32 protein-coding genes and 2 pseudogenes are annotated in these 23880 nt (G+C 45.4%); 6 read left to right on the top strand and 28 right to left on the bottom strand.

Features of this window, described 5'->3' with window-relative positions:
* Position 1: 1 nt before the first annotated feature.
* Together CN378_RS17525 and CN378_RS17520 are read left to right on the top strand one after the other, a co-directional pair.
* Entirely contained in the window at positions 2-268 is a 267-nt protein-coding gene (locus CN378_RS17525) for a hypothetical protein (protein ID WP_098353782.1), read from the top strand.
* A 178-nt stretch (positions 269-446) separates the two neighbouring features.
* On the top strand, positions 447-683 hold the full coding sequence (locus CN378_RS17520) for a hypothetical protein (protein WP_098353781.1): 237 nt from the start codon (positions 447-449) through the stop codon (positions 681-683).
* Between the two features lie 152 nt (positions 684-835).
* Here the strand turns inward: CN378_RS17520 and CN378_RS17515 are convergent.
* Both CN378_RS17515 and CN378_RS17510 read right to left on the bottom strand, forming a co-directional pair.
* Positions 836-1057 (bottom strand): annotated as a pseudogene (locus CN378_RS17515) (KGG domain-containing protein); the annotation flags it as partial.
* Positions 1058-1171: 114 nt separating this feature from the next.
* Positions 1172-1396 (bottom strand): annotated as a pseudogene (locus tag CN378_RS17510) (KGG domain-containing protein); the annotation flags it as partial.
* Between the two features lie 216 nt (positions 1397-1612).
* Here CN378_RS17510 and CN378_RS17505 point away from each other — a divergent pair.
* Positions 1613-2806, top strand: a complete 1194-nt coding sequence (locus tag CN378_RS17505) for an MFS transporter (protein ID WP_098353778.1) — start codon at positions 1613-1615, stop codon at positions 2804-2806.
* A 168-nt stretch (positions 2807-2974) separates the two neighbouring features.
* Here the strand turns inward: CN378_RS17505 and CN378_RS22715 are convergent, their stop codons facing one another.
* The 10 genes from CN378_RS22715 to CN378_RS17460 all read right to left on the bottom strand — a co-directional run bounded on the left by CN378_RS22715 (position 2975) and on the right by CN378_RS17460 (position 9076).
* On the bottom strand, positions 2975-3151 hold the full coding sequence (locus CN378_RS22715) for a hypothetical protein (protein WP_179884961.1): 177 nt from the start codon (positions 3149-3151) through the stop codon (positions 2975-2977).
* A 92-nt stretch (positions 3152-3243) separates the two neighbouring features.
* The gene (locus CN378_RS17500) at positions 3244-3684 is read right to left on the bottom strand and encodes a GNAT family N-acetyltransferase (protein WP_098353777.1); all 441 of its coding nucleotides are present in this window, start codon (positions 3682-3684) and stop codon (positions 3244-3246) included.
* 306 nt (positions 3685-3990) lie between these two features.
* The gene (locus CN378_RS17495; protein WP_098353776.1) at positions 3991-4365 is read right to left on the bottom strand and encodes a hypothetical protein; all 375 of its coding nucleotides are present in this window, start codon (positions 4363-4365) and stop codon (positions 3991-3993) included.
* The gene (locus CN378_RS17490; protein ID WP_098353775.1) at positions 4362-4898 is read right to left on the bottom strand and encodes an acyl-CoA thioesterase; all 537 of its coding nucleotides are present in this window, start codon (positions 4896-4898) and stop codon (positions 4362-4364) included. The genes CN378_RS17495 and CN378_RS17490 overlap by 4 nt, the downstream gene beginning before the upstream one ends.
* Positions 4899-5088: 190 nt before the next feature.
* Complete coding sequence (gene cidR / locus CN378_RS17485) at positions 5089-5982, bottom strand: cidABC operon transcriptional activator CidR (RefSeq protein WP_098354272.1); 894 nt, start codon at positions 5980-5982, stop codon at positions 5089-5091.
* A 125-nt stretch (positions 5983-6107) separates the two neighbouring features.
* Positions 6108-7271: a hypothetical protein gene (locus CN378_RS17480; RefSeq protein WP_098353774.1), complete on the bottom strand. Its 1164-nt coding sequence runs from the start codon at positions 7269-7271 to the stop codon at positions 6108-6110.
* Positions 7272-7303: 32 nt separating this feature from the next.
* Entirely contained in the window at positions 7304-8146 is an 843-nt protein-coding gene (locus tag CN378_RS17475; protein ID WP_098353773.1) for a hypothetical protein, read from the bottom strand.
* A 137-nt stretch (positions 8147-8283) separates the two neighbouring features.
* Positions 8284-8583 carry an RNA polymerase alpha subunit C-terminal domain-containing protein gene (locus CN378_RS17470; protein WP_098353772.1) on the bottom strand — a complete coding sequence of 100 codons (300 nt, stop codon included), beginning with the start codon at positions 8581-8583 and terminating at the stop codon, positions 8284-8286.
* Positions 8580-8882 (bottom strand): hypothetical protein, encoded by a 303-nt coding sequence (locus CN378_RS17465; RefSeq protein ID WP_098353771.1) that lies wholly within the window; start codon positions 8880-8882, stop codon positions 8580-8582. The genes CN378_RS17470 and CN378_RS17465 overlap by 4 nt, the downstream gene beginning before the upstream one ends.
* Positions 8879-9076, bottom strand: coding sequence for a hypothetical protein (locus CN378_RS17460; RefSeq protein ID WP_098353770.1), 198 nt, complete (start codon positions 9074-9076; stop codon positions 8879-8881). The genes CN378_RS17465 and CN378_RS17460 overlap by 4 nt, the downstream gene beginning before the upstream one ends.
* Before the next feature lie 96 nt (positions 9077-9172).
* Between CN378_RS17460 and CN378_RS17455 the strand changes: the two genes are divergently transcribed.
* Together CN378_RS17455 and CN378_RS17450 are read left to right on the top strand one after the other, a co-directional pair.
* Entirely contained in the window at positions 9173-10084 is a 912-nt protein-coding gene (locus CN378_RS17455) for a WD40/YVTN/BNR-like repeat-containing protein (protein WP_098353769.1), read from the top strand.
* Positions 10071-10916: a hypothetical protein gene (locus tag CN378_RS17450; RefSeq protein WP_098353768.1), complete on the top strand. Its 846-nt coding sequence runs from the start codon at positions 10071-10073 to the stop codon at positions 10914-10916. Before CN378_RS17455 ends, CN378_RS17450 begins: the two co-directional genes overlap by 14 nt.
* 162 nt (positions 10917-11078) lie before the next feature.
* Here CN378_RS17450 and CN378_RS17445 read toward each other — a convergent pair whose 3' ends face one another.
* The 13 genes from CN378_RS17445 to CN378_RS17385 all read right to left on the bottom strand — a co-directional run bounded on the left by CN378_RS17445 (position 11079) and on the right by CN378_RS17385 (position 20921).
* A complete protein-coding gene (locus CN378_RS17445; protein ID WP_098353767.1) occupies positions 11079-11624 on the bottom strand; it encodes a hypothetical protein in 546 nt (181 codons plus the stop codon).
* A gap of 95 nt (positions 11625-11719) precedes the next feature.
* A complete protein-coding gene (locus CN378_RS17440; RefSeq protein ID WP_098353766.1) occupies positions 11720-12694 on the bottom strand; it encodes a class F sortase in 975 nt (324 codons plus the stop codon).
* A gap of 56 nt (positions 12695-12750) precedes the next feature.
* Positions 12751-14094: a copper amine oxidase gene (locus tag CN378_RS17435; protein ID WP_098353765.1), complete on the bottom strand. Its 1344-nt coding sequence runs from the start codon at positions 14092-14094 to the stop codon at positions 12751-12753.
* Between the two features lie 615 nt (positions 14095-14709).
* Entirely contained in the window at positions 14710-14865 is a 156-nt protein-coding gene (locus CN378_RS22710) for a hypothetical protein (RefSeq protein WP_179884960.1), read from the bottom strand.
* A 10-nt stretch (positions 14866-14875) separates the two neighbouring features.
* On the bottom strand, positions 14876-15457 hold the full coding sequence (locus CN378_RS17425; protein ID WP_098354271.1) for a non-canonical purine NTP pyrophosphatase: 582 nt from the start codon (positions 15455-15457) through the stop codon (positions 14876-14878).
* Positions 15458-15504: 47 nt separating this feature from the next.
* Entirely contained in the window at positions 15505-15882 is a 378-nt protein-coding gene (locus tag CN378_RS17420; RefSeq protein ID WP_098353763.1) for a hypothetical protein, read from the bottom strand.
* Between the two features lie 118 nt (positions 15883-16000).
* Positions 16001-16273 carry a hypothetical protein gene (locus CN378_RS17415; protein ID WP_098353762.1) on the bottom strand — a complete coding sequence of 91 codons (273 nt, stop codon included), beginning with the start codon at positions 16271-16273 and terminating at the stop codon, positions 16001-16003.
* 163 nt (positions 16274-16436) lie between these two features.
* Entirely contained in the window at positions 16437-17006 is a 570-nt protein-coding gene (locus CN378_RS17410; RefSeq protein WP_098353761.1) for a GNAT family N-acetyltransferase, read from the bottom strand.
* 31 nt (positions 17007-17037) lie between these two features.
* Complete coding sequence (locus CN378_RS17405) at positions 17038-17352, bottom strand: hypothetical protein (protein WP_257141196.1); 315 nt, start codon at positions 17350-17352, stop codon at positions 17038-17040.
* 105 nt (positions 17353-17457) lie between these two features.
* A complete protein-coding gene (locus tag CN378_RS17400) occupies positions 17458-17889 on the bottom strand; it encodes an NUDIX hydrolase (protein WP_098353759.1) in 432 nt (143 codons plus the stop codon).
* Positions 17890-17947: 58 nt separating this feature from the next.
* Entirely contained in the window at positions 17948-18184 is a 237-nt protein-coding gene (locus tag CN378_RS17395) for a hypothetical protein (RefSeq protein ID WP_098353758.1), read from the bottom strand.
* Between the two features lie 285 nt (positions 18185-18469).
* Complete coding sequence (locus tag CN378_RS17390) at positions 18470-19120, bottom strand: uridine kinase family protein (protein ID WP_098353757.1); 651 nt, start codon at positions 19118-19120, stop codon at positions 18470-18472.
* A gap of 43 nt (positions 19121-19163) precedes the next feature.
* Positions 19164-20921 (bottom strand): M3 family oligoendopeptidase, encoded by a 1758-nt coding sequence (locus tag CN378_RS17385; RefSeq protein WP_179884959.1) that lies wholly within the window; start codon positions 20919-20921, stop codon positions 19164-19166.
* Positions 20922-21062: 141 nt separating this feature from the next.
* Between CN378_RS17385 and CN378_RS17380 the strand changes: the two genes are divergently transcribed.
* Entirely contained in the window at positions 21063-21539 is a 477-nt protein-coding gene (locus tag CN378_RS17380) for a GNAT family N-acetyltransferase (RefSeq protein WP_098353755.1), read from the top strand.
* Positions 21540-21573: 34 nt separating this feature from the next.
* Here CN378_RS17380 and CN378_RS17375 read toward each other — a convergent pair whose 3' ends face one another.
* From CN378_RS17375 to CN378_RS17365, 3 genes are read right to left on the bottom strand one after another with little or no spacing between them, the layout of a single operon-like run.
* Complete coding sequence (locus CN378_RS17375) at positions 21574-21948, bottom strand: VOC family protein (RefSeq protein ID WP_098353754.1); 375 nt, start codon at positions 21946-21948, stop codon at positions 21574-21576.
* A gap of 22 nt (positions 21949-21970) precedes the next feature.
* Complete coding sequence (locus CN378_RS17370; RefSeq protein ID WP_098353753.1) at positions 21971-22891, bottom strand: ABC transporter permease subunit; 921 nt, start codon at positions 22889-22891, stop codon at positions 21971-21973.
* Entirely contained in the window at positions 22872-23795 is a 924-nt protein-coding gene (locus CN378_RS17365) for an ABC transporter permease subunit (RefSeq protein ID WP_098353752.1), read from the bottom strand. Before CN378_RS17365 ends, CN378_RS17370 begins: the two co-directional genes overlap by 20 nt.
* Positions 23796-23880 lie beyond the last annotated feature (85 nt).

Genomic DNA, 23880 nt, shown 5'->3' with positions numbered 1-23880 from the left:
GATGAAAAAAGCTGCATTCTTCTTCCTTTATATTGTCGTGATCGGGTCTGCCATCGGGGGCTATTTACTCGTTGAATACAGCAAGAAACAGCTTGACCGTTCAACACTCATCCTCATACTCTTGTCCCTTGCCTTCTTATCCATCAGTCTGCAGATGATGCTATTGATGAAAACGGGAGCACCCCTGAGAAAATGGAAATGGCTCTCTTTATCGAGCGGGCTCCTTGTCGGAGGGCTGACTTTTCTATATTTATTTCTTCTAAAATAGAGCGGAACACCAACCAGGGAGCGGACACGCTCCCTTTTTCAATTCATCCCGCACTCGATTTCACGATCAACTTCTATGAAAAAACACGACTTTTCTCCCTTACACCTCTCTTTCGTTCATGTTAAAATAATCCAAAATCAGACAAAAAACCTTCCTTTTTTGAAAGGAGATGTAGATGATGTCAGAAAATAATGAGCTGTACACCATTCTTGAAACACTTGAAACCTATTCCGAATGTGACATTACCCATTCATTTTCTGAACATGATACTGACCTCTTGAAGGTTTCTTATTCCCATGAAGCCAAAGTATTTGTCATCACACAACATAACTCCGTGGAAACCTATAAGGATTTACCGTCCGCTTTAGCCAGGTTGGAATCGTTAATAGACGACTTGAAAAGCCTTGCCAGGTAAAAAAAGCATATAATTCCACAAAAAAAGACCCGTCGCCGATTGATCGACAGGTCTTATTTCGTTTCCGGAAGCATCCGGTTCTAGTTATTGTTGTTCGAGCTGTTTGAGCGGTTGGAATTGTTTGAACTGTTTGAGCTGTTTGAGCCGCCCGAATTGCTGGACTGACCGCCCTTCGCTCCGATTTCCTGATAAAATTTCTTATCGTGATTCTCTGAAGTGGCTTCTCCGCCTTTTTCACCGATCTCCTGATAGAATTCCTTGTCGTGGTTCTTCGCTGTTTGTTCCCCGCCTTTACGGCCGGCTTCTTCGTAGCTCATTTTGTTGTTATTGCTGTTATTATTACCACTATTGTTATTATTGTTGTTGTTTGCCATAAATAAAATCCTCCTTAAGATTACTATTCAATGTATACAAAATCGTCAGGGGCTTTGATTTTAGTTATTGTTTGAGTTGTTCGAGTTGTTTGAGTTGCCCGAGTTGCTGTTGCTTGAGTTGCTTGATTGACTTCCGCCTTTTGCTCCGATTTCCTGATAAAATTTCTTATCATGATTATCTGAAGTGGCTTCCCCACCTTTTTCACCAATCTCTTGGTAGAATTCCTTGTCATGGTTCTTCGCTGTTTGTTCGCCGCCTTTGCGACCAGCTTCCTCGTAACTCATTTTGTTTCCGTTGTTGCTGTTGTTGTTATTGCTGTTGTTGTTACTGTTTGCCATAATTAAAATCCTCCTTAAGTTTAGTAAAAATGATGTTGTACGCTTGTACATTGGTTATATACCTCGTGAGAAAATGAATAAACAGTTTTGGGGGTTTTTAACATTTCTGTAATTTAATTTATACCAAAGAGGAGTAACACGTCTTGATAGAAGTCCCTACTGAAGAGGTGTATGATGAAGGAAATACCCTAAGAAAAGGAAAAGGAGTCTTGCTACATGGAATACATCAAGCGGGGAACATCAGCCTTCAAACATGCTAATCTGGCTCTTTTTGCAGGGGGCTTCAGCACATTTGCGATCCTGTGGGGTACGCAGCCGTTACTCCCGGAGATCGCAAATGAATTCGACCTGTCACCTGCTGCGTCAAGCTTAAGCCAGTCCTCCACCACCATTGCCCTCGCGATCAGTCTGCTTATCGCCGGTTCCCTATCCGATGTATATGGAAGGAAGTCTGTGATGACCTTTTCATTACTTGCCTCTTCCATCCTGGCCATTTGTACGGGCTTTGCCTCGGGTTTTCATATGCTTGTCGCCGGCCGGATCCTGCAGGGGATTACCCTTGCCGGACTCCCCGCCGTCGCCATGGCGTATCTGGGTGAGGAAATTGAAGCGAAGAGTCTAGGCATGGCCATGGGGTTGTATATCAGCGGAAACTCCATCGGTGGAATGTCAGGACGGATCATCAGCGGCGTCCTCACCGACTATTTCAGCTGGCATATCGCCTTGATGGGGATAGGGGTAATCAGTTTGCTTTCAACCATCATCTTCCTGATGCTCCTCCCTCCGTCTGCTCATTTCAAACCCCAGACATTCAAGCTGAAATCATTGGCCGGATCCCTGTTCAGCCAATTCAACGTGCCGGGACTGACGTCTCTCTTCACCATCGGATTCCTATTGATGGGCGGCTTCGTCTCACTCTACAATTACATCGGATTCGAGCTGATCGCACCGCCTTACTCCCTCAGCCAGACCGTCGTCGGCTTTATCTTCATCGTCTATATCGTCGGCACTTTCAGCTCGACGTGGATGGGCATGCTCGCCGATCAATATGGAAAAAAGAAAATCCTGCCCCTGTCGCTTGTCATCATGTTGGCAGGCGTCATAACGACCCTACACCCGAATCTTTGGGTGAAAATCATCGGGATTGCCGTCTTCACATACGGATTCTTCGCCGGCCACTCGATTGCGAGCAGCTGGGTCGGACGCATCGCCGTTCACGACAAGGCTCAGGCTTCTGCCCTCTACTTATCCGCCTACTACGCCGGATCAAGCGTCGGCGGGACGGTCAGCGGGAGCTTCTATCATCAGTGGAACTGGCCGGGTGTGGTGTGGATGATCGTTATTCTATCTGTTGTGTCGATTGGGATATCGATACTGTTGGGAAAAAGGGAAGTAGTGCGGTCCACATAAAAGAGGACTTTCCACAAAGTCCTCTTTACACAACCATCGTCTTGAAAAATGAAAGATTCCTATTCGATTTCAACCGTTTCGTGATCAGTCATGCCAAAATGCCGATACTCAATCATCACAAGGCGGACGTTCGGGATTGGCAGGTCCCGATTTAATTGCTTACACCTCCTACCTTCCAAAGAACTCCGGCAACTGAAACCCCAAATCGAATAAAGCGCTCGTGACAAGTAGAATCAGCACCGGAATCACACAGAGCATCAAGACTAACGTCCAGGCTATATGAGAAGAAGCTTCCTGTTTTTTCTTCCGATAAAGCTCTTGAATCCGCTTCTGCTTTTCATTCATTTGTGGTGTCCCCCTTTATGAAAGATCATCCTAAAACCCCGATCCCATCAACCCGCTAATAATAAATATCGATAGGAGACCCAAGTATTTTCTCATGTCATTCTCCATTCATATTGAATATCCGGCAGGTTCTCCTCATTCTCGTGACCCCTGCCGATCACCACAAATCCGTTCTTTTCATAAAATCTCTGAGCATTCCGATTCACTTCAAAGGTGTAAAGGGTCAAGCGCCCACTGGAGTTCGCCTTCGCTTTATCCAGAAGCATTTGACCGATCCCGAGTCCCTGATAATCAACGTGAATGTATAGCTGACTGATTTCCGTTTCATTATATGCCGCCATTCCGGCCACTTTTCCGTCCACCAGTGCTAAATCGATTTGACATTGTTTAGGAAGGATATGGTTTAAGAAATAAAGATGGCTTTCCACGCTGTGTATTTCCCTTTGACCAATGGCCTGTTCTTTGCTTTTCCGCCACATGGTCACGGTTTCTTCGGCATACTGCGAGTCGAAGGGAATGATGTCTGCTTTCATCCATGCACCTCCTCAAGAGTCCTTCGCTTTTTTCTAATTATTTCAAACAATGGAATCTTTCTCAATCTTTTTTGGTACAAAAAAGCTTACCCGCAATAGGTAAGCCCGTATATCTATTCTTTTAGAGTGATGTTCAGCTTTTAGAACATCTCCACCGTCCCGCTCTTGGCTATCGACTAGTGATCTATTTAATCTCGGCAGCCCCCAACTTGGGCCACTTTCACGAAAACTCGTGCCACTTCCTCAAAATACGTTTCTACTAAATATAAAAGCCGGAAGACTCCCCTCTTCCGGCTCCACTCTCCATTACTTTATAATCGTGGATCCCTGCAGCAGTTCCGGCTTCGCGCCAAGGATCAATAAGAATAATTTCGAGTCGCTGATTTGTCTGTGCTTTTTCATGATGTCTTTCAGCTGTACGATATTGGGATGATCTTTCAGCTTCCTGACCTCTTCCTGATAGAGTGAGAGGATCGAATCCCGGACAAACTGCGGTTCGTAATCCGGTAGCTCCTTGTCCCGCAACAGTGACCCCATGTATCCGTACTTCAACTGCAGTTGGCGTGTCAGGCTGGTGACGTGGATGAGCTGCTCATTCAGTTCAGGGTAGTCCTGTTTCAGTGCTTCTACGTCTTTTTTTGCTTCGTGCAGTTCGTTCATTCCTGCTACCATTGTGGTCATGATGCTTCCCCTCCCATGTTCCAAGGTTTTTCGAGTCCGATGATGTCATTCAGGATCTTGCTCTGCTTGCGGCGGACCCTTCTTCTTTCCGCACGTTCTTTTCCTGATTCGAACAGGAATCTCTCTTCTTCCGTTTCCGGTACGATTTCCGCCACCTTGACGGGATTTTTATTTTCATCGAGTGCGACGAAGGTTAGGAAAGCGGTCGCTGCCATTCGTCTTTCCCCCGTGATCATATCTTCGGCAATCACTTTACAGAAGATCTCCATCGATTTATTTCCGACATATGACACGAAGGATTCGACGCAAACGGAGTCACTTTGATGGATCGGATACAGGAAGTCGATGGAATCGGTTGATGCCGTCACGCATTCCTTCACCCGTGCATGACGTCTCGCAGACAAGGTCGCATTGTTATCAAGCTTCTTCATCAACACCCCGCCGAACAGGGTATTGTAGTTATTTAAATCATTGATCATGACCTGGTCGGTGCTGACGACCAGACTTTCTTTCGGATGCTTCTTGTTTGGCATGCAGAACAAGTCCCTTCTGTTTTGTAAATGGTATTTCAAACGTTTGATACCCAAAGTGTACGCCCGTCGTGACGATAAGTGAAATGAATGTTCCTCATCATCACCATAGACACTGTCTATGCAACGGCTTACAATGTGATGGTATCAATCCCCATTTTTCCTAAATCAGGGCAAAAAAAAAGAGCATTCCTCAGTCGGAAATGCTCCCCATTAATCGTTCTTGGGTAAAGGTCAGCCATTCTTTCGTGGCATACGATAAGTATTGATTTTTACGCCAAATGATGGCAAGGTCCCATTCAATGACCGGCTTTACGACCCGGATCGCGACCAGATCCTCCTTTAATTGCTCATACACGCTGAAGGGGAGGATTGAAATTCCAAGTTCCGCTTCGATCATCTTCCCAATGAAGTCCCACTGTGAGCTTTCAGAAACCACTTTCGGAAGAAATCCCGCTTCCTTACAAGCCTCACGAATCCGATCATTCAAGGCAAAGTCTTTATTGAAGAGAATGAGCTGTTCCTCCTCAAGTTCTGCCAGTTTGATCTGCTTTCTTCCAGAGAATCGATGCGTCCTTGGTACGACAATCCGCAGTTCTTCTTTCATAAACGAAAAATGATGGAAGTCCTCTTCGGCAGCAGGCAGGACCCCCACCCCGACATCCAGCTGATCAGCAAGGATATCCTCTTCGATCCGCTTCGTCCCGTTCTCGATCAGCTGGAATGTGATACCCGGATACAGGGCATGGAATTCCCCCAGCACCTTAATGAACTGACCCGCATCCATGATCGGCGGCAAACCGATGCGGATATGCCCACGCTGCAACCCTATCAGATCATCCAGCTCATGCTGGACGTTCTCGAACGCCTTATCGATCGTCTGGGCCTGCTTTAAGATGGCCCTCCCCGCATCCGTCAGCACAAGCTGCTTCCGGGAGCGGTCGAACAGCTCCACCCCAAGCTCATCCTCCAGGTTCCTGATCATTTTACTGATCGTCGGCTGGGTGACAAATAAGTGATCCGCCGCACGGGTGAAACTCTTGAAATTCGTTACTTCTATAAAATATTTCAAGTGCCTGATGTCCACTTGCTCACCTTCTTCTGTAGAATCATATAACACCATCGTACCATACCTGCAGCCCTATCAAATAAAAAAAGGAATGACCATCCTCATGATGATCATTCCTCCATTTGTAACGTGTTCCTTATCGATTAAGGAAGCATCCAAGCGACATTATAGTCGTCTTGTCCCCCGTAGTACTGCCAGATTTCCGCCTGTTCGTCCGTCCCTGGGAATTCAAGCCATTCCGAGTTGTCCGTTGTCAGGTCTGTTGGCATGTCCATTGGGTAGTAGGCGACCCAGTATGCACCAGGCGTGTTGGGAGAGTATTCCCCCATGGACACTTCCCAGCTCCATGGAGATGAGTAAGTACCAGGTTTGATCCCTTCCCCATACTTCGTAAGATAATCAATAAATGCACTGTAAATCAATTGATTGTTGGCATAGTCATAGCTGTCCATCCCGGTGTACGCCGGCTCCACATCAATGAAAATGACCGGTCTGACTTTGCTGCCATAGACACTTTTCATAGCTTCATAGGTTTCGAGTGCAAGTGCCGCCTGCTTTTCTCCCCATTCAATCGGAGAGATTCCGTCAGGTGCGATTTGCATGCCCGATAAGAACCAGTACCCATAAAGATACGTGGCTTCCTCCGCCCTATCACTGCTGAAGTAAATGCCACCGCCAGTGGTTGTGTCGAATTGCACCTTGCTGCCATACCCTAACTTTCCAATATAAAAGTCCTGTCCTTCAGGGTTCGCGGTTGAAGCAGAGTCCGATCCGTATACATAGTCCGCTTCTGCTTCTGCTTCATTGGATTCTGTCACCACTTCGGATTCTTCACCCGGCTCTTCCGTCTGTTCAGGTGTTCCTTCTGCAGGAGCAGGGGATAAAACAGCTGAGTTCCCGTTTGCATGCTGGACAGCTGTTTCACTTGCATGCTCACTTGCCTGTGATTTCACTCTTCTGTTTTCAGGCTTTTGTTTTGTTTCGGCCTTTTTTTCTTCACTAGGCTTCGCGTCAGGCTTTACCGATTCGGCTTTTTCACCGGCATGCTCATTTCTTTTAGGCTCTTCCTTTTGCTTCTCGGCCTTTTGTTGATTCTCTGCCGCTTTCGACTGTACAGGAGTTTCGGATTTCACACGGGTTTCTTTTTCACGGTCCTCTTGGGAGTGGCCGGCTTGTTCCGCCTTCACTTCTTCCCCTTTTGCTTGGTCCATTCCAGAAGCTTGAGCGAACGTACCTCCAGACATAAGTCCAAATGACAGTGCCGTCGTGACAACCATTGATTTCATCCATTTGTTTGATTTTTTCATGTTCGTTATTCTCCTCTTCATTATCGTTATTTTTATGATGAAACGGTAAGAAAAGGAGCTTTTTCCGGTGGTGGGGAAGGCGGGGCATTCATCCATTGATACCAGTGCCTATCCTCACGTGCATGATAAATGTTGCCAAGGTACAACCCTGTTTCCCAATCAACCCCATTGGCAACGAAGCTTGTCGCACCTGACCCCGTGCCTGGAGACTCTTGGTTCTCTCCTCCAGACGGATGATGTCGATGGGGAGAGGTGTGGATGACCTCGATATCGAGACGTTGCTTCTTGGGAGTTGGCTGGTCAACTGGCTTTTCAACTGGTTTCTGATCAAGAGTGGGTACCGGATTCTTCTTGACAGGTTGAGATTCCACCTCTTCTTCCACTGCTTTTGAGACGGCATATGAAAGCTTTGGACTGGAGTGTTTCGCCTTTGGTATATCGACGGTAAGCGGTTTAGCAGATTCTTTGGGCACGGTTTGTCCATTGGAATCAGCTTCTTTCACATCCCGTGTCTCTGCGGTGCCTTTATCCGTAGCTGCCGATTTAACAGATTGATCTTTCTGAGCTTCGGCCCTTCGATGGACACCCGGGGGCTCCGCCTTTTCCGGACGCCGGACTTTAATTACTGCCTTGGCTTTTTCCGGCATGTCCTTAGGTGGACCCGGATTCTTCACTTGACTCACTTGATCTTCGTGCTTAATCGAGTCAGGAACCGGGTGTTCCGTCCTCTTCCCCTTATCCACTTCTTCTGTATGTATAGCCGATTTCTCGGAAGCGTGATCGTGGGCTTTGTTATCCTGTGCATATGTATGAATCGGCAGGATCGCCGCTGCTCCTATGAAAATACTGATTAAAAGGAATGGCCTGATGTGCATGCATTCACCTCCTTTCAACTATTCCATAGACACTATTCGACATTTTCTGTTTATTTTTGTCGGTAGTCCAGCCTTTACGTGAAAAAACCGATTTTCATATTAGAAAATCGGTTTTGAAAAGGAGAACGCTTATTCATTTATGTTGAAATCTCTTTAAACGACAACCCCTTCTCTACAAGCGCCTTCCTAAGCTTCGGTATAGAAGACGGTCCCATCCCATGAAATGCAAGAATCTCTTTCTCATTGAAAGCAGCCAATTCTTCCAATGTCGTGATCCCGTTATTCTCCAACGCTCTTCTCGCAGGGCTTGCCAGGACGGATAAGAATCCGGTGTCGGGTTTCCGTTCTTTTTCACAAACGGGACATGTCGGGCAATCACTCCTCTTCACATAGGTATGCCCGTTGTCGCATTTCTTCACATTTCCCTTTGAAGTCATGCCGCAACTCCTTTCTTATGACGAATCAGTGTCACTGCATTTAATAGAATCGTTACGCTGATAAGCACGGCAGACGCGAACGCCACTGCGCCTGTTATATCCATAATCCCCGGCCAGTCCCCTACTTTGACCAGATGGTAGTGATAGAAAATCTGGAAGGATAAAGACAAGGCACATGCGCCCATGCTCATGACGGCAAGGGCAAGATGATTATTTCTATGCGTCACAAGGTTCACCACCGGAAGTGTCCAGGCGAGCAATCCAAGCAGCAGGCTGCCGACATTGAGCCAAACCATCATACCATTTCCCCCTGACACGATTTATTCCCGATCCTCCACATCCATGAAGCTAAAAGAAGAACCATTCCAACACACGTCGTAATCAAATGGTACACAAGGAAATCTCCCGTTTTTATATAGTAGATTGCAAGCGTCCCACCAAAGATCAACATGATGGAGAACGATAAACGAATGAGATACGCATTAATCTTCATACTATCACTCCTCCCTTTCATTATTCCAAAATCTTCTATCTTCTACAATCCTTTCCCATGATAAAATAGAAAATATAACCAAAGGAGTTTGATAACGTGAAATACATCATGATTGGGTCGGCTTGTCTGATGGTCATCGGCATCATCGCAGGCACGTACTTTTTTGAAAAAGTGCCCAACGTAACCCAACCGGCGACACCAGAAGTAAACAATCCAGGTCCTCCTCCGCTTCAAGTGGTGAACGAAACGGACCCTGTCGGATATTCCCTTCAACAGGAGCAGCTGCAGATCACCTACAACAAAGGGGAAAAGTGGATTCAGGTTCCTGTAGAAAAAGAAAATCTATTCGAAGGGGAGTACTCCGGGATGGAGGACGAGCTGATTGAAGGCAGTTATATCCTGACAGAAGATCTTGTTGCCTTCTTATATGCCCATGATTATGACGCCGTCGATAAAAGCGTCCGCTTGCTTTACTCAAAAAACAAAGGAGAGACATGGGAAGATGCCAAGGTGACAGCCTCTTCTCCGCCCATTCGTTTCAGGAAGATCGACTTTATCAATGAATCCTTCGGCTATGTGATCCTTTCAGCCGACCGGACGATGTCACAGGAATTGATCACCGTTTATCTGACGAAAGATGGCGGGAAATCGTGGAAGGAGATGCCACGGCCGGATATCACGCGCCTCATCTATGACGGAGGGTTTGTCGACGAGAATACCGGTTTCCTCTCATTCGGCATCCTCACCCCGGAAGAACCGGACCTCCATGTCACAAACGACGGCGGAAATTCGTGGAGCAAAGCAACGATGGACATTCCGGATGAGTATAAAAGAATCTTTGTCATAGCGGAAGTCCCATTTAAAGAAGACGATCACCTCGCCGTCTACGTCAATCAAGGTCCGAACGGGGATTACGAAGGCGGGAACGTAAAAGGAAAATTCATCTCAGAAGACGAGGGACGGACCTGGTCATTCCAAGAGGAGGTGCAGCCTGATGACATCGACTAAGAAAATAACAGGGCGTGTACTCTTCATCCTATCCATTGCCTTGTTCATCTTCCAGATGGGATACTTGTTCCTGCATGCCGTGTATGAACTGGAATACATAGACAATCGTTTATTCTATGTCTTTAATATCCTGATTGTGGTGGGGATGGCTGCCTCTTTCTTCATCCTTTTTACCCTGCCGAAAAAGTGGAAGATCACCTCATTCGTAGTAACGGGTATTCTCATCCTCCTTCAAGGGGGATTGATCCTGAACCATCGTCAACAAACCAAGCAGATTGTATGCTTTTCACCAAACATGGAAAATCAGTTCGTCCTAAAAGAAGACAGAAAGACGGGGGAAGCCGTCTATTACAGACCCTATTTGGGTATCTTCGGCCGTCCCAAAGAAGTCCTGCCCTATCAGACAAAAGGGGAATTCAAGCTAAAATGGCTGGAGAACGACATTGCGGCGCTGACTTATCAGGCAGCTGACAACACCGTCCACCAGTACATCGGGACATACGGTGCGAGGGATCGGGGCCTATCCTATTCCTATGTCGGACCGACGATTCAGGGGCAGTGGGAAGGTGAGGATGCCAGGATCGACAGCACCCCTAAAGGAATTTCCATCGACTACAAGGGAGAATCAGAGCAGTATACTTGGGACAATGTCGTCCAATTCGGCACCATTGCCATCGTCCTCGTTCATGATGGTGAAGCCGAATGGACCATTGGATTGAATGAAAATTTCCAAAGTCACTCCAATGATCCGAAGCCTCCTTCTGGGGAGGTTACGTTATATCCTGCTAGCATGGGAAAAGTTGAACCCGTTAGCCTTACATTTGTGGAATAGAAAGAATCCGGGATCGGAACTAATCCCGGATTTTTTTGAAACTAGAATGCTGGTTCTTGGTTTTTTAAGATTATTTTTCGGGAATCCGGATCATATTCCCTCATCTTCTTGTTCCATTCTTAAAAATCATTCAACCGATTTACCTTCTTAATAGCGCATTTCTCATGGCTTTCTCACAACCGCCGCCCAATCAATCAACAAATCCGCGATAACCTTCACAAGCATCCCCACCACGAATAGAGTCAGATAGGATTTTAAATAATTCCAGTCATATAGAACATAGAAATGAAAATGAACAAAAAGCGGTACTCCTACAAAGGCAATAATGGCCATAATAATGGCATTTGCAATCAAATAAGGTTTCCATCCACTATATTTCTGGTATAGCAGCGTATGAATCACTGGGATGGTCAGGAAGTCCACTGCATTCATCACCCTGAACGCCGTGATGAATTGGTGTGGATAGCTCCACCAATGATAGTAATAGCCAAGTTCATTGATGAATCCCACAAGGCTGAAACTTATAAGGAAAGCGACAATGATGTCTAAGGGACGCTTACGATCCATCAGCTTGATCAGTACGATAAGAAAGAGAATGTTTAGGATGACAATGACCCACCAGTGGATACTGAACAGGTCCTCACTAAGCCAATACTTGGTTTCCAACTTACTCGCTTCGTGATTGAGCCGTTGAATTTCTTCAAACATTAAAAAACACCTCCTTAAAGGAAGTATTTCCATGTTTAAGTCATTCATTCGAAAGAAAGAGACCCTCCGTCATCGGAAGGGTCTCTTACTAAAGCTTATTCTACTCCCACTTTTTCAGAAGGAGCCGATTCCTTATCCTCTATATTCACAGTTGTGATGTAATAGGAGTCTCCTTTTTCAGACTCTTGATCAAAGAAGCTCTTCCGTTCGTGGGCAGAAATGCTTGCGATATGCTTAAATTCTTTCGCATCCGCCGCCTTTTTATACACTCTATATCCCATAACGGTATCACTCTGTACCGAATGCCATGAAACCGACCCTGTATCCACCTGAACGGCTGCTGGAGGTTCAGGAGCCTTCACTACGTTGACGTTCGTTTCAGAGATGAGTTCTGTATACACGACCAGCCGATCCGGGTAGAGATGCTTGTCATGATTGAAGGTTCCTGTACATGTAATCACATTCAGGTTCCGTTGATCCGACGGTCCGAAGATTTTCTCAATCGGCGCTTCATCACTCGGATAGCTTTCCTTTGACTTCACTTCATAGGTTCGTTTCATTCCCTGTTCATCTGTGACGATGACCTTTTCCCCTATTTCGATGTTCTTAAGATAAAAGAAGATGGCCGGTCCTTTTTTACTGTCGACATGACCTGCAAGGACGGCATTTCCCTTGGCTCCGACCTTTACACCGCGATCGTACCAGCCGACGACATCCGTTTCTTCGGGCACTTCCATTTCCCCGTTCTCAAGAAGTCCGACGGGAATGACATTCGTATCGATGTCCATGCTCGGGATCTGGACACGGGAAGGCGTAATTCCTTCTTCTTGAACCTTTACCTGCTCTTCAAGCTCTGTTTTCTTCTTCTTTAAAGAGTCAAGAAGAACAAATTCTTCTTCCTTATGGGCGGTACCCACCCCGCTTTTGGCTTTTTCTTTTTTCACTGTCGGTTTCTCGACGGATTGAGTGGTCCCGGTTTCTTTCTCAGGTCCATTTTTGGCGATGGCCTGAAAGCTGACTGCCCCGACCATTAGGACTGCGACCAGGATGATAAGCATTCGTTTCTTCATCGTGTTCCCTCCATTTAAGAGAAGAGCAGAATCCCGCTCTTCTCATGGCTCTATGATTATTGTTGATCCGCAAACTTCTTCTTGATGATGATTCCGCCTGCCATCATCGCTACCGCTACAAATGTGATCCAGGCAGCCATTGGCATTCCTTCTTCAGCTGCTCCGCCCATTCCTGTGTTTGGCATTTGTTCCGGCATGTCACTTGATGCAAACTTCTCAGGATTCTGCTTCACAATCGCGTCTCCAAGTGCTTTCCCTACACCGAACATGAACGCATATCCTTCACGGAATGTATCTGTGCTTGCTTTATAGTCTTCTGCTACATATGAGTCGAACGCTTTCACGACTTGATCTTCATGTGTTTTCAGAGAAGAGATGGCCGCGTCTTTCGGAAGGTTTCCTTCTGTTGCCGTTGCAAGGAATGTACCGAATTCTTCTGTGAACTTACCGAGGCTGTCTTTCGCTGCCTTCACGCCTTCTTCGTCACCAGCTAATGTCGCGCTCACAAGGTCTGCCTGCGCATTGATGTGATCACTTGTCCATAATTTCTTGAATTGTGCCGCACCTTCTTCACCATAGATGGATCCGATCGCTTTCGTCCATGCTTCTGTGTTCATGTCTTCTGCCCAAGTCGCTGTATCATAATCAGGCGCTTCGTTGACACCCTTTTGCATGCTCATTGCTGCCAGTGCAAAGTGTTCTGCAGCCAGATTATTAAGTGTAGAGCGTAATTCCGCTGCCGGTGCATCGACTTTCGTGTTGTTGAATTTATCCGGCATCTGAGTCACGATCGCTCCAGATAATGCTTTTGAAATATCGAACATCCTGTCGTACCCTTCTTTGAAGTTCGTCTGATATCCTTCGTAATCTTCTTCTACATAGCTGTCAAATGCTTCGATGACATCCATTTCATGTGCTGTTAATACTTCTTTCGCTGCTGCTTCCGGGAGATTCCCTTCTGTTGCTGTTGCCAGGAAGGCCGAGAACTCATTAACGAAATCCTTCACTTCGGCTTCAGCTGCTTTTCTCATTTCCGCATCGTCTGATTTAGCTGCTTCCACGAAATCCGGTGAGTAGTCATTATGTCCGGCAAAGATTTCTTCGAATTTCTGTGCGCCTTCTTTCCCGTAAATCGATTCGATGGCCGGGGTCATGTCCAGTGCATTTTGATCCAATGCTTCATAAGCCTCTTTCTCATCCGGTGCATCCTTGTAATCCTTCACCATGGCGTTCACCGCTAATACGTAGTGTTCAGATAGTAATTGGTCCAGTGTGGAACGAAGATCGGAAGCCGGGGTCACCGCTGTCGGAGTTTCTGCCGCAAAGCTTGCCGTTGGAGCTAGTAGAGATAATCCTAACATCGGTGCTGCGATTTTCTTAAGTAATTTTGTTTTTTTCATTATTTGTAATCTCCTTTTTCGCTTTGTTTTTGTGTTCTGGTAAGATAACGCAGCAAGTGTTGATGTGGATCACTTTTTTCAAAAAAATTTTTCACCGGGATGTATTGTGGAATATCATTCACACGCAACACCGGTCAAATCACCAAAGAAGGAACCGGAAAAATCAAGAAAATCCCAAGATCAAATGAAAAAGATCAGATCCAACGATGAAATCAATCCTACTAAAGCAATCAAAATCAGGAAATGAAAGAAATGGCAGACTCCTTAAAGAAACTTGTCCAGAACCACAAGCTGTCATAGTGAAAATAGAAAGCTCCCGGCAGATTTGTTGCTGCCGGGAGCTTTTGCGTTACTGCGCTTGCTCGATTACATCTGTGATGATTTCTTTTGCTGAATTAATCGACGACTTCTCTCTTCCTGTCCTCACATACTTAATCAGACTAACTGTGTATATTGCTATCCTCTTCCCTTCCATCACCTTTCAATCCTCCTGACCTTCACTATTTGGAGGACCACGAATGAACAAGACAAAATGGCGATGAGTGAGAATAATAACGGATTATACATAACGATTGCCTGAATTCTATTCACCATCTCAGATTAAAGCACGAGTTCTCAGCTCTTCCTACGAGCATCCTTTTTCTTAAGAGAGAGCACCAATGCCACGCCAGAAAGAAGCGAAGCTACCAATAAAGTTGTCCCTGAAGCGATCGGGGTCAAAAAACCAACAATTAATAGAATAATAGCCATTACTAACAAAGCACTAATCATGCAATCCCCCTTATCGCGAAACCAAGCCCTCACGAATATACCATTCCCCAAATTTCTTCATCCCCGAATCCTCTTTTACCCGGTTGTATTCCATAAAGTCTCCTTCATCAAATTCAGCCATGGTCTTATGGAAGTGCCTCGGGATAAACAGATACCAAAGATCGGACCAGCTATTCTCATTCTCTGACCCTCTTATCTTCTCTGCAATGACTCCTGGAGATGTACTCTCAAAAAACTTTATTTTCTCCCCATCATAAAAAGCCAGGCAGGATCTGAACTCACACGCTCTGTTCTCCTCACCCTGCATCAGCTTCAATATCCCCTCAATGCCGATTGTATCCAACATATGATTCACATATGCTCTAGGGAATCCATTCAATGCGGAAATAAAAAATCCGGAATCCAGCGCGATACAGGGCCTTTTCACGATCGAGTATGCCTGCAACACCTTTTGCTTTGCAATCTCCTTAATATCATCACTTCTAGGCTCACTCAATTCTGCTTCGATGGGTAACACCTTTATATTCGTTAACTCCTTTTGAGCAGAAGCAATTTTCCCTTTGTTGGTGGTGACGAAAATGATTTCTTTCATGATGCCGATCCCTCCTCTTTCAAAAAAATGTCCTAAACAATATTCCTTCATACCAGCCTTTTGTTTATCCTAACTACCAGCATCAGCACGCCCCCGTGAATAAGGGAAAGAACGGTTAATGTCACATACGGAGAGATGACATCCATCGCATCCATCACATAAGATTTTTCTGACGTAACGATCAAGATGATGCCAGGAATAAGGACAAAAAGAACATTATATAGACACATTGGATAAAGTACACCCTTATAAAACGTCCCACTTTGTATCACTACTCTCACAATGAGACTATTCAACACCACCGATACGGCAGCAGTTAATAAAATTTGTCCCCAAGGTAAATAATGACTTAACAAGTTCCCCACACCATACATCATCATGAAAATGAGAATAGAACCTGAGAAGGATAATAGAATCCTTTGCAAAGGGAACTCCCCCTGACGTTTTTGATATAGTGTAATTTTACACTATATCAACCCGGTATACAACACAAATTCCAAATCCATCCATATATAAAAAAAGGACAAATGCAGGCATTCATCCCTAATCTGAACTGCTATTCACTTGAAGCAGATGATACCCCCAAACGACAGCCACCATTCCCAGCAAGGCCATCAGGGCGCCCCCCACTAAAAAAGTATTCATATACCCTTTTACAACAATGTGGTAGAATCCTGTATCCGCCCCACCACGACTCGCTAGCCAGGCATCAGCACGGGACGTTCCAAAATACACATTAAAGAAAAGCATGATAAAACCAACTATCCCTGACAAAGCACCCAAGATGACGACAAGAATCGAATGATCTTTTGACAATGGTCCCCCTCCTACATGAAGTCATATCCCATACCCAAAGACGAAGAGCAGGATAATCCTTGCTTGAATATGACGTTGCTTTTCCTTTTATAAAAAAGTCTGGACTTATGATAAAAAGAACCTTCTCACTTCTTCCCAATTATCTATACGAACATAACTCGTCTCACACCCTCTGTATGAGATATTCTTCACGAAGAAGTCCATAGACCGCACAGTCCTTATACTGATTCTTCGCATTACGGATCATATGCCGGATGACCCCTTCCTGCTTCATCCCCGCTTTCTCCATGATCCTGCCTGATGCTGGATTATCCGTATTATGGGCTGCGGATATTTTGTGTACTTTCATGTGGATAAAAGCAAATTCCACAACAGCTTTCAGCGCCTCGGTTCCATACCCCATATTCCACCAATCGTATCCAATGGTATAACTGACCTCACAATTACCTGTGGAAGGGTGAAAATCATATAAATCAATCTCTCCGATGAGCTTACCACCATCTTTGAGCTCTATTCCCCAATAACAAAACTCTTTCGAATCGTAACCCCTTACAATCTTCTCCATCCTCATCGTTGTTTCGGCAACGGACTTGTTCGCCGCACTGACACGATGATCGGAAATTCGTTCGTCAGAAAGCCAGTGATCAAAGGCCCTTTGCGTATCGTCCATGCACAACCTCCGAATAGTCAGTCGATCAGTTTCTAAAAAGGGGGTACCGCTAAAGTGAAACATGCCCTCGCTCCTATCTGAAAACAGCTTTTTGTTAAAAATAAGTCACCATCATCACCACAAAACTGATACCCGTAAATAAAAGCACTCCGTAAAACACTGAGCCTACATTAGACTTCAGTTCATTATCCTTCTGAATCTTCCACCCGGCTTCACTTGCATTAAGAGTTGCATTTTTGGATAACGCACCGCCGCTACTGTTGAAAAAGAAAAGTCCTACCGTTAAACCGAGACCGATGAAAAAGCTCCATTCCCCGAAAGAAAAAGAGAACAGAAGACTCCCGATCCAAATCGCAACGGCAAGTACCGCGGCTGTCACTAATGATGTTCGTGTCATGAATTTCTTCATATACATTCCCCCCTCGTATTACACATACATACGATTCGGACCAAGTGAAAGTTTCAATTTTCAGTCATCCCCTAAACGATTACCTTCTTTTTTCATTCTTCACCTTTAAAATTCCACATAAAACGGCTGCTGCCCCTCATTCAAACAATGCTCAATCCGTTCTCTGAAATTCGAATGGGTCACCAATTCAAGTGCCTCTTCAATCGGGAAGAAGGCTACCTCCAGACTCTCAAGAGAAGTCGTCGGTTCACCTCCAACAGGCTTCGCAAGAAACAAGGTATTACAGATGGAGCGTTTCACATTCTGAAATACACCACAAAATGATACGATCTCAACCTCAATCCCCGATTCCTCCTTCGTTTCCCTGATTGCCGCGTCTTTCAACGACTCTCCTTCTTCCACCTGACCGCCTGGCATTTCCCATCCACGTCTCGGTCCTTTAATTAACAGGATTTCCTGTTGATCATTGATGACGATCGTCGCTGCCGACACGATATGCTTCGGCGGTGTGTATGTATCTTTTGTTTGCTGTGTCATAAGATTTCCCCCTTTATCTTAAAAAGGGCTCACCTTTCACGATAAACCCCAGTTTGTATTATCCGTGATTCATGGACCAGATGACTAATGGCCCTAATGCATAACCGAATACGACACTCATAACCCCTAACACCATAAAAACGATTCCGTACCTTTTCTCCTCGTAATTCCTTTTCAGGACGATCCCAACGCAAAAGGCGATAACTCCAGCAAGGAAGGATGGAGAAATGACAGCCAGTAAGATGGATAACCAGCCTACGAAGATCAGAATGTTGGCGCTCTTCTTTTCTTTCATGGAATTCCCCCTGTCCTAAATAGGCTGATTTTTCCCGGCAGTCGTAAAAAATCCCCTTCTCACATAAATCGTATATAGTAAGACAACCACTGAAAGCACAGGATTTCCTATAAATGGTTGTTGAGGCTGGGTCTTTGCTAATACCCCACTAATGAATCCAAACAGCACAGAGTACCCTACCCATCCCATCGGTTTATTTTACATCCCCATACTACCAATTATGTCAAAATAAACCATTATACACAATCACTATTTCATTTTAAAAAAGCTCATCCCTTTTTAGGATTAGCCCCATTCCTTCAAACCTTTTTCCACCCGATACCCATCATCCGAATTCCTCACCACCACATCAAAAAGTCCGCTTTTCGGGTGCATGAAGACCTCATATTGAATTCTCCGCTCGTCATGGGTTTTTCGTAAATATTCCACTTCCATCCCTCTTTCGTTCACGTCGCGGATGCCCCTTCTCATCAGCTCCGTTTCGCCATCTGTGTAGAGGTAGATTTTCAGGTCATATAAATCCGGTTTGCTGAAAGCGACGGACATTCCTTCCACAATCGTCAGGTTGTTTCGGGAAGAGACGAGCCGCCTCGGTTCATAAGGAACGTCCAACGTATAAAAATCCATCCCCTCCCTCGCCATCCTCACGTCCCGGTCCAGGGCGAATAGATGGTGGGCGGCGGGATGGCATGCGGTCATTTTGGATTGATGCTTTTCATTCTTATATTCATATTCGATGAAGGAATGCTTTCTGACAGCCGAACTCACGATATATGGGTCGGTGTTGATATAATTGATCTTCTGTCCTTCGAGCAGCATCAACAGGTTCTTTGCAAACGTCGTTTTCCCGGACGCTCCGTGACCAGAAATGCCGATGACCGCTCTTCCTTTTTGCTTGTTTAATCGGTCGGCTATGTTATGTACGATTTTGTCCATGTGGTTTCTCCTACTCTCAAATATTCTTCATCCCGCTGATTCTTCATTGTGACCCTGCCAATCTCACAAATTCCTCACTATCCCTTACACACAGCTCCATTCCCCTTTCCCAAAAGGCTTCCTCTGTGATGTCCTCTCCCAAATGCTTCATGACGAGGTCTTCTGCCGTCATGCTTCCTGAATCCCTAAGGAGCTCCATGTACTGTTCCTCGAACTCTTGACCCGTTTCCTTCGCTCTGGCGAAGAGATTGAGTGCCAGCAAATATCCAAAGGTGTACGGAAAGTTATAGAAAGGAGACTCTGTTTTATAAAAATGGGGCGTCCAAATCCACGAGTGAACCGGGACCTCATCAAGGGCACCGCGATACCCCTCTTCCATGGCAGACTCCATGAGTTCATTCAAGCGTCCTGCCGAAATGAATCCTTTTCTCCGTTCTTCGTGAACATTCTTCTCGAAAATAAATCTCGCGTGCAGATTCATGAAGTTCATGACGCTCCTCTTCAATTTCTCGTCAAGAAGGAACAACTTCTCTTCGTCCGTCTCAGCTTTGTCCATCGCTGCTTCCAGGATGATCATTTCTGCGAAAGTCGACGCCGTTTCCGCCAGGCTCATGGGATAGGACTTGTTCATTCCGTTCACTGGTTTCATGGCATGGTTATGAAACGCATGACCCAATTCATGCACAAGGGTGAGCACCCCTTTGAAGGTTCCGGGAAACGTCATGAATACCCTCGACTCCCCCGTCAACGGAAATCCTGCACAAATGGGAACCGCCGACTTACCGGGACGGTTTTCCGCTTCGACCCATCCTTCATGGAATGCCGTCTCGGCAAAATCACCCATTTCTGTTCCAAATGCACGAAACCGCTCCTCAATTAACGCGGCGGCTTCCCCGTACCCCATTCCTTGATGATCGTGATTCATCGGGGACCAGAAATGGTAGGACTTCATTTTGGCATCTCCATTCATCGTTGCTTTCACATTCAAATAGTGGGCAAACGGCTCTTTATGCTTCTCTATCACTGAAAGCATCGCGTTCAGCGTTTCCGGCTTCATCCGGTTTTGGGCGAGAGGGATACGAAGGACGTCCTCAACATCCATGTTCTTATACATATTCACCCTGAAGCCTGTCAGATGATTCAGGATCTGGGCGAACTGTCCCTCGTGTTCGGTCCACTTTGCCACCAGCGCCTCATGGGATTCTTTTCTGACCGCTTCATCTTCATGCGTTCGGAGATTGATGGCCTGTCCAACTGAAAGTTCTTCTCCCCTCACCTGTACCTTGATGCTGCTCATGAATGATTGATAAAATTGGCCCCAGGCACGGTATCCGTCTGTCATAAGCTCAGATACTTCCCTGGAAGGCTCCCGTTCCGCTTCTTCCCGCCATTCTCCCAGGATGAAACGGTACTCCTTAAGACTCTCTGAAGCAAGGAGACTTCCCCATACCCCTTCCTCTATGGAAGCTAACACTCTCTTCAGGTCGCTGCTGATAGAATCATATCTTGATTGTAGCCTCGTTGCTTCCCCTCTATAAAATTGTGCTCCCTGATCGTTCGGATCCACTGAAAGAAGACATATTGCAAAGGACCTTATCTGTGATATCGACACCTTTATTTCCCGCAGCCTTTCCAGAACAACTGCTAGATGATCCGGCTCCGGTGTCACCTTCTGAATGATTTCTTCCAGCTCCGAAACGCTCGCTTCCGTCTGTTTCATATGGTCGTGTAATTCAGATGATGAGCTTCCCCCATTGAAGATGCTATCGAGATTCCATGTCGGTTTATATGTGGTTTTCATTATGATCTCCCCCTATCCCGTTCAAGATGAAACATATGTTCTTATTTTACCTTAATAAGCACTTTTTTCCAACTTTTATTTGTCCTAAAATTCCAAATACACTATAATTTGTTCATACTACAGAATCGGAGGATCAAACACATGTCAACCATCACTCTAGCCCTGTACAATGAATCGTTTGAACGCAAGCTTAGCGACTTTCACCTGCCGGAAGATCAGCTCCAATTCACGAGCCTGCCTCTCGATAAAATTCATAATCCCACCATCTCACCAGACACCCGTCACATAGTGATCCTAAGTGATGACACACCCGTAGGCTACTTCGCTTTGGAAAAAGGAGAAAAGCTTCGCAAATATTCTACTAATCCACAAGCAAGACTGTTAACCTCGTTTTCTATCGATGCAAGACACCAGGGACGGGGCATCGCCAAAAACGGGCTCAACCAATTACCAGGCTTCATCAGGGAAAATCTCCCTGAAACGAACGAAGTCGTCCTCGGTGTGAACAAACGGAACCAGCCTGCCATCAATCTCTACCTGAAGACAGGCTTCATCGACGAAGACGAGGTTTATGTTGGACCTAAAGGACCTCAGCACATCCTTCATTTGAAGATATAAAAACAGGAGTGCCCGCTATCTTGGGCACTCCTCACTATCCCGTACAGATCATCACCCGATTGCCGTCGGGATCCTGGATGACGAAGAAGGAGAAATCATCAAATCTCGTCATCTCAGAAACGATTTCATAGTTCAACTCTTTTACATACGAATAGGCCTCCTCAATATTCTCGGTGTGAAAATTGAAGAGGGGATGCTCATTCTTCACGGAATCCTTCTTTTCCCCTTCAGGCCCTGCATCCAATGTCAGTCCCGTAAAGTGATTGATGGACAGGTTATAGACGGGATCTTCTACCTGATCCAGCTCATAGGGCTGACCCAATAACTCGGAATACCACCGTACCGATTCCTTCAGGTTGCTGACATGCACAAAGACCGTATTGATTTGATTTAAGATTGGACTTTTCATTGATTACTCTCTCCTTTTCTAATCAAAATGACATGCTTTTAGACGATTGGCTCCGGACGCCCCGATCACCCGAAAGAATGGAAGACCTTCTCCTTAAGTAATCCCCATCCAAAAAGGTTCGGACTCCGTTTGTCATGAGGGTCAGTGAAACAATCAGAAGGGTTAATAACAGGACCGGGAAGAAAATGATCCACGGGGAAATCATCAATTCATAGTATCTGCTTCCGATGAATGCCGTCCACCCGGGGACGTAATACCCAAGAATCGATACGTGCATCATCAGGGTCAACACAGCGATCATTTGACCGCTGGAAATCAACAGGAATTTTCCTCTTACGCTGGGGAGGACATGCTTTGCCAAAATGTGCAGATTTCTTCCTCCCAGCACCCTGGCACCCTGGATGAATTCCTGCTGCAACGCCAGAAAGGTTTCTTTTCCGACTAGTTGAGCTAATGAGGGGATGCCCACTCCGATTAATATGTAGGTAGTCAGACTCCACCTGAAGTCGGGATCCTCCATAAAAATAGTAAAATCCATCAATCTCATACTATATAGCAATAAGAATGCCAGAAGCGTAGTGGGGACAAAATGAAATCCTTCTATGAAAACATCCAACCACTTTAACCTTCGATAGAACATTCCGTATACGAATCCCAGTATTAAGGAAATGAGCATCCGTCCAATCGTGACAACAATGGCAAACTTCAGTGTAGGCATCGTCTGCTCCAACGTTGCGTCAAACATATCGATCCCGCCTGCTGAAGTACCAAAGGGGTGTTCCCATGAAGGAGGGAGCGGCTTATTGTTATAGTATTCCTCTTGAGAAATCTCCCCTACATCCTCTTTAAAGAAGTGACTATTCACGTAGCTTGTCCCCAATAGAAGAACGAACAGAAAGAGACCCGCTAGAAAGCTTCCTTGTTTAAACAGCCTTCTGATCATAGATTGTCACTCCTTTCGGCAGAAATGTTTGAATGAAGAAAAAGACGATGGATAATGGGAACGTTAACAAAATCAAGGCCACCGATATGATTTCATAACTGGGATGATTGGTGATGAATTGTAAAATGCCGTAAATGTTATACATGTATTCGAGGATGATCATGTTGGATAGAAGCAGTAGATACATATATTTCAAGTTATAAAAAAAGGAGTAGAGAACGTTTGGAAAGACATGTCGGATCAGGATGTACAGCTTCCCCATCCCCTTTGCCACCCCAAGCTCGACATAAGGCTTCCCCAGTTCATTCTCATACATCAGGAACGTATTTTTATAAAGATAGATCATCGGAATCAAGGACAGAGTGAGGATGGGCAGGAAATAAATCTTCTGTCCAGATAATGAATAAGGCTCTGTCACCAGCAGATTCGTATGTTTGAACACCCATATGGCCCCCAGCTGTAAGGAGAAAATCACGAATACATCCGGCAGCGCCTCTAAAACCGTCAGGATGTTTTTCACTGCTTCTTGCATTTTTCTCGGTAAATAAAACGTTCCGGTCGTAAAAAGGACGGCAAAAAACAGTGCGATGAAGAGTGAAACAAATAGGAGAAGCAGCGAATACGTATAGGATTCCAGTATGTATGGAAAAATCGCCCGCTCAACGTTGGTACCCTGGGCGACATAGCTAATATCCGAAAAATGATACAGCTCACCAATCGTTTTTTTCAATTCAATGACGTAGTTGCCTGGAAAAAATCCCAACTCTTTCGTTTCCTCTGCAAAAGGTTGGTCAGCCGGTGGCGGAATGTCTTTAAAGATAAGTGCAGGAATATGGCAGATACTGATCACACTTAATGTAATAACGGTTAATACAACTATAAATCGAGCGAATTTACGAACCATCCTATCCCTCCCTAAGTGAATGGAAAACAAATCCAATTGCTATTTTCATAGTAATATAAGGTACACATCATGACAACCTGCTTTT

The sequence above is a fragment of the Bacillus sp. AFS015802 genome (assembly GCF_002561455.1).
Classification (GTDB): Bacteria; Bacillota; Bacilli; order Bacillales; family Bacillaceae_B; genus Rossellomorea.
The sequence above is the reverse complement of the archived record's forward strand: the minus strand, read 5'-3'. Positions and strand labels throughout refer to the sequence as shown.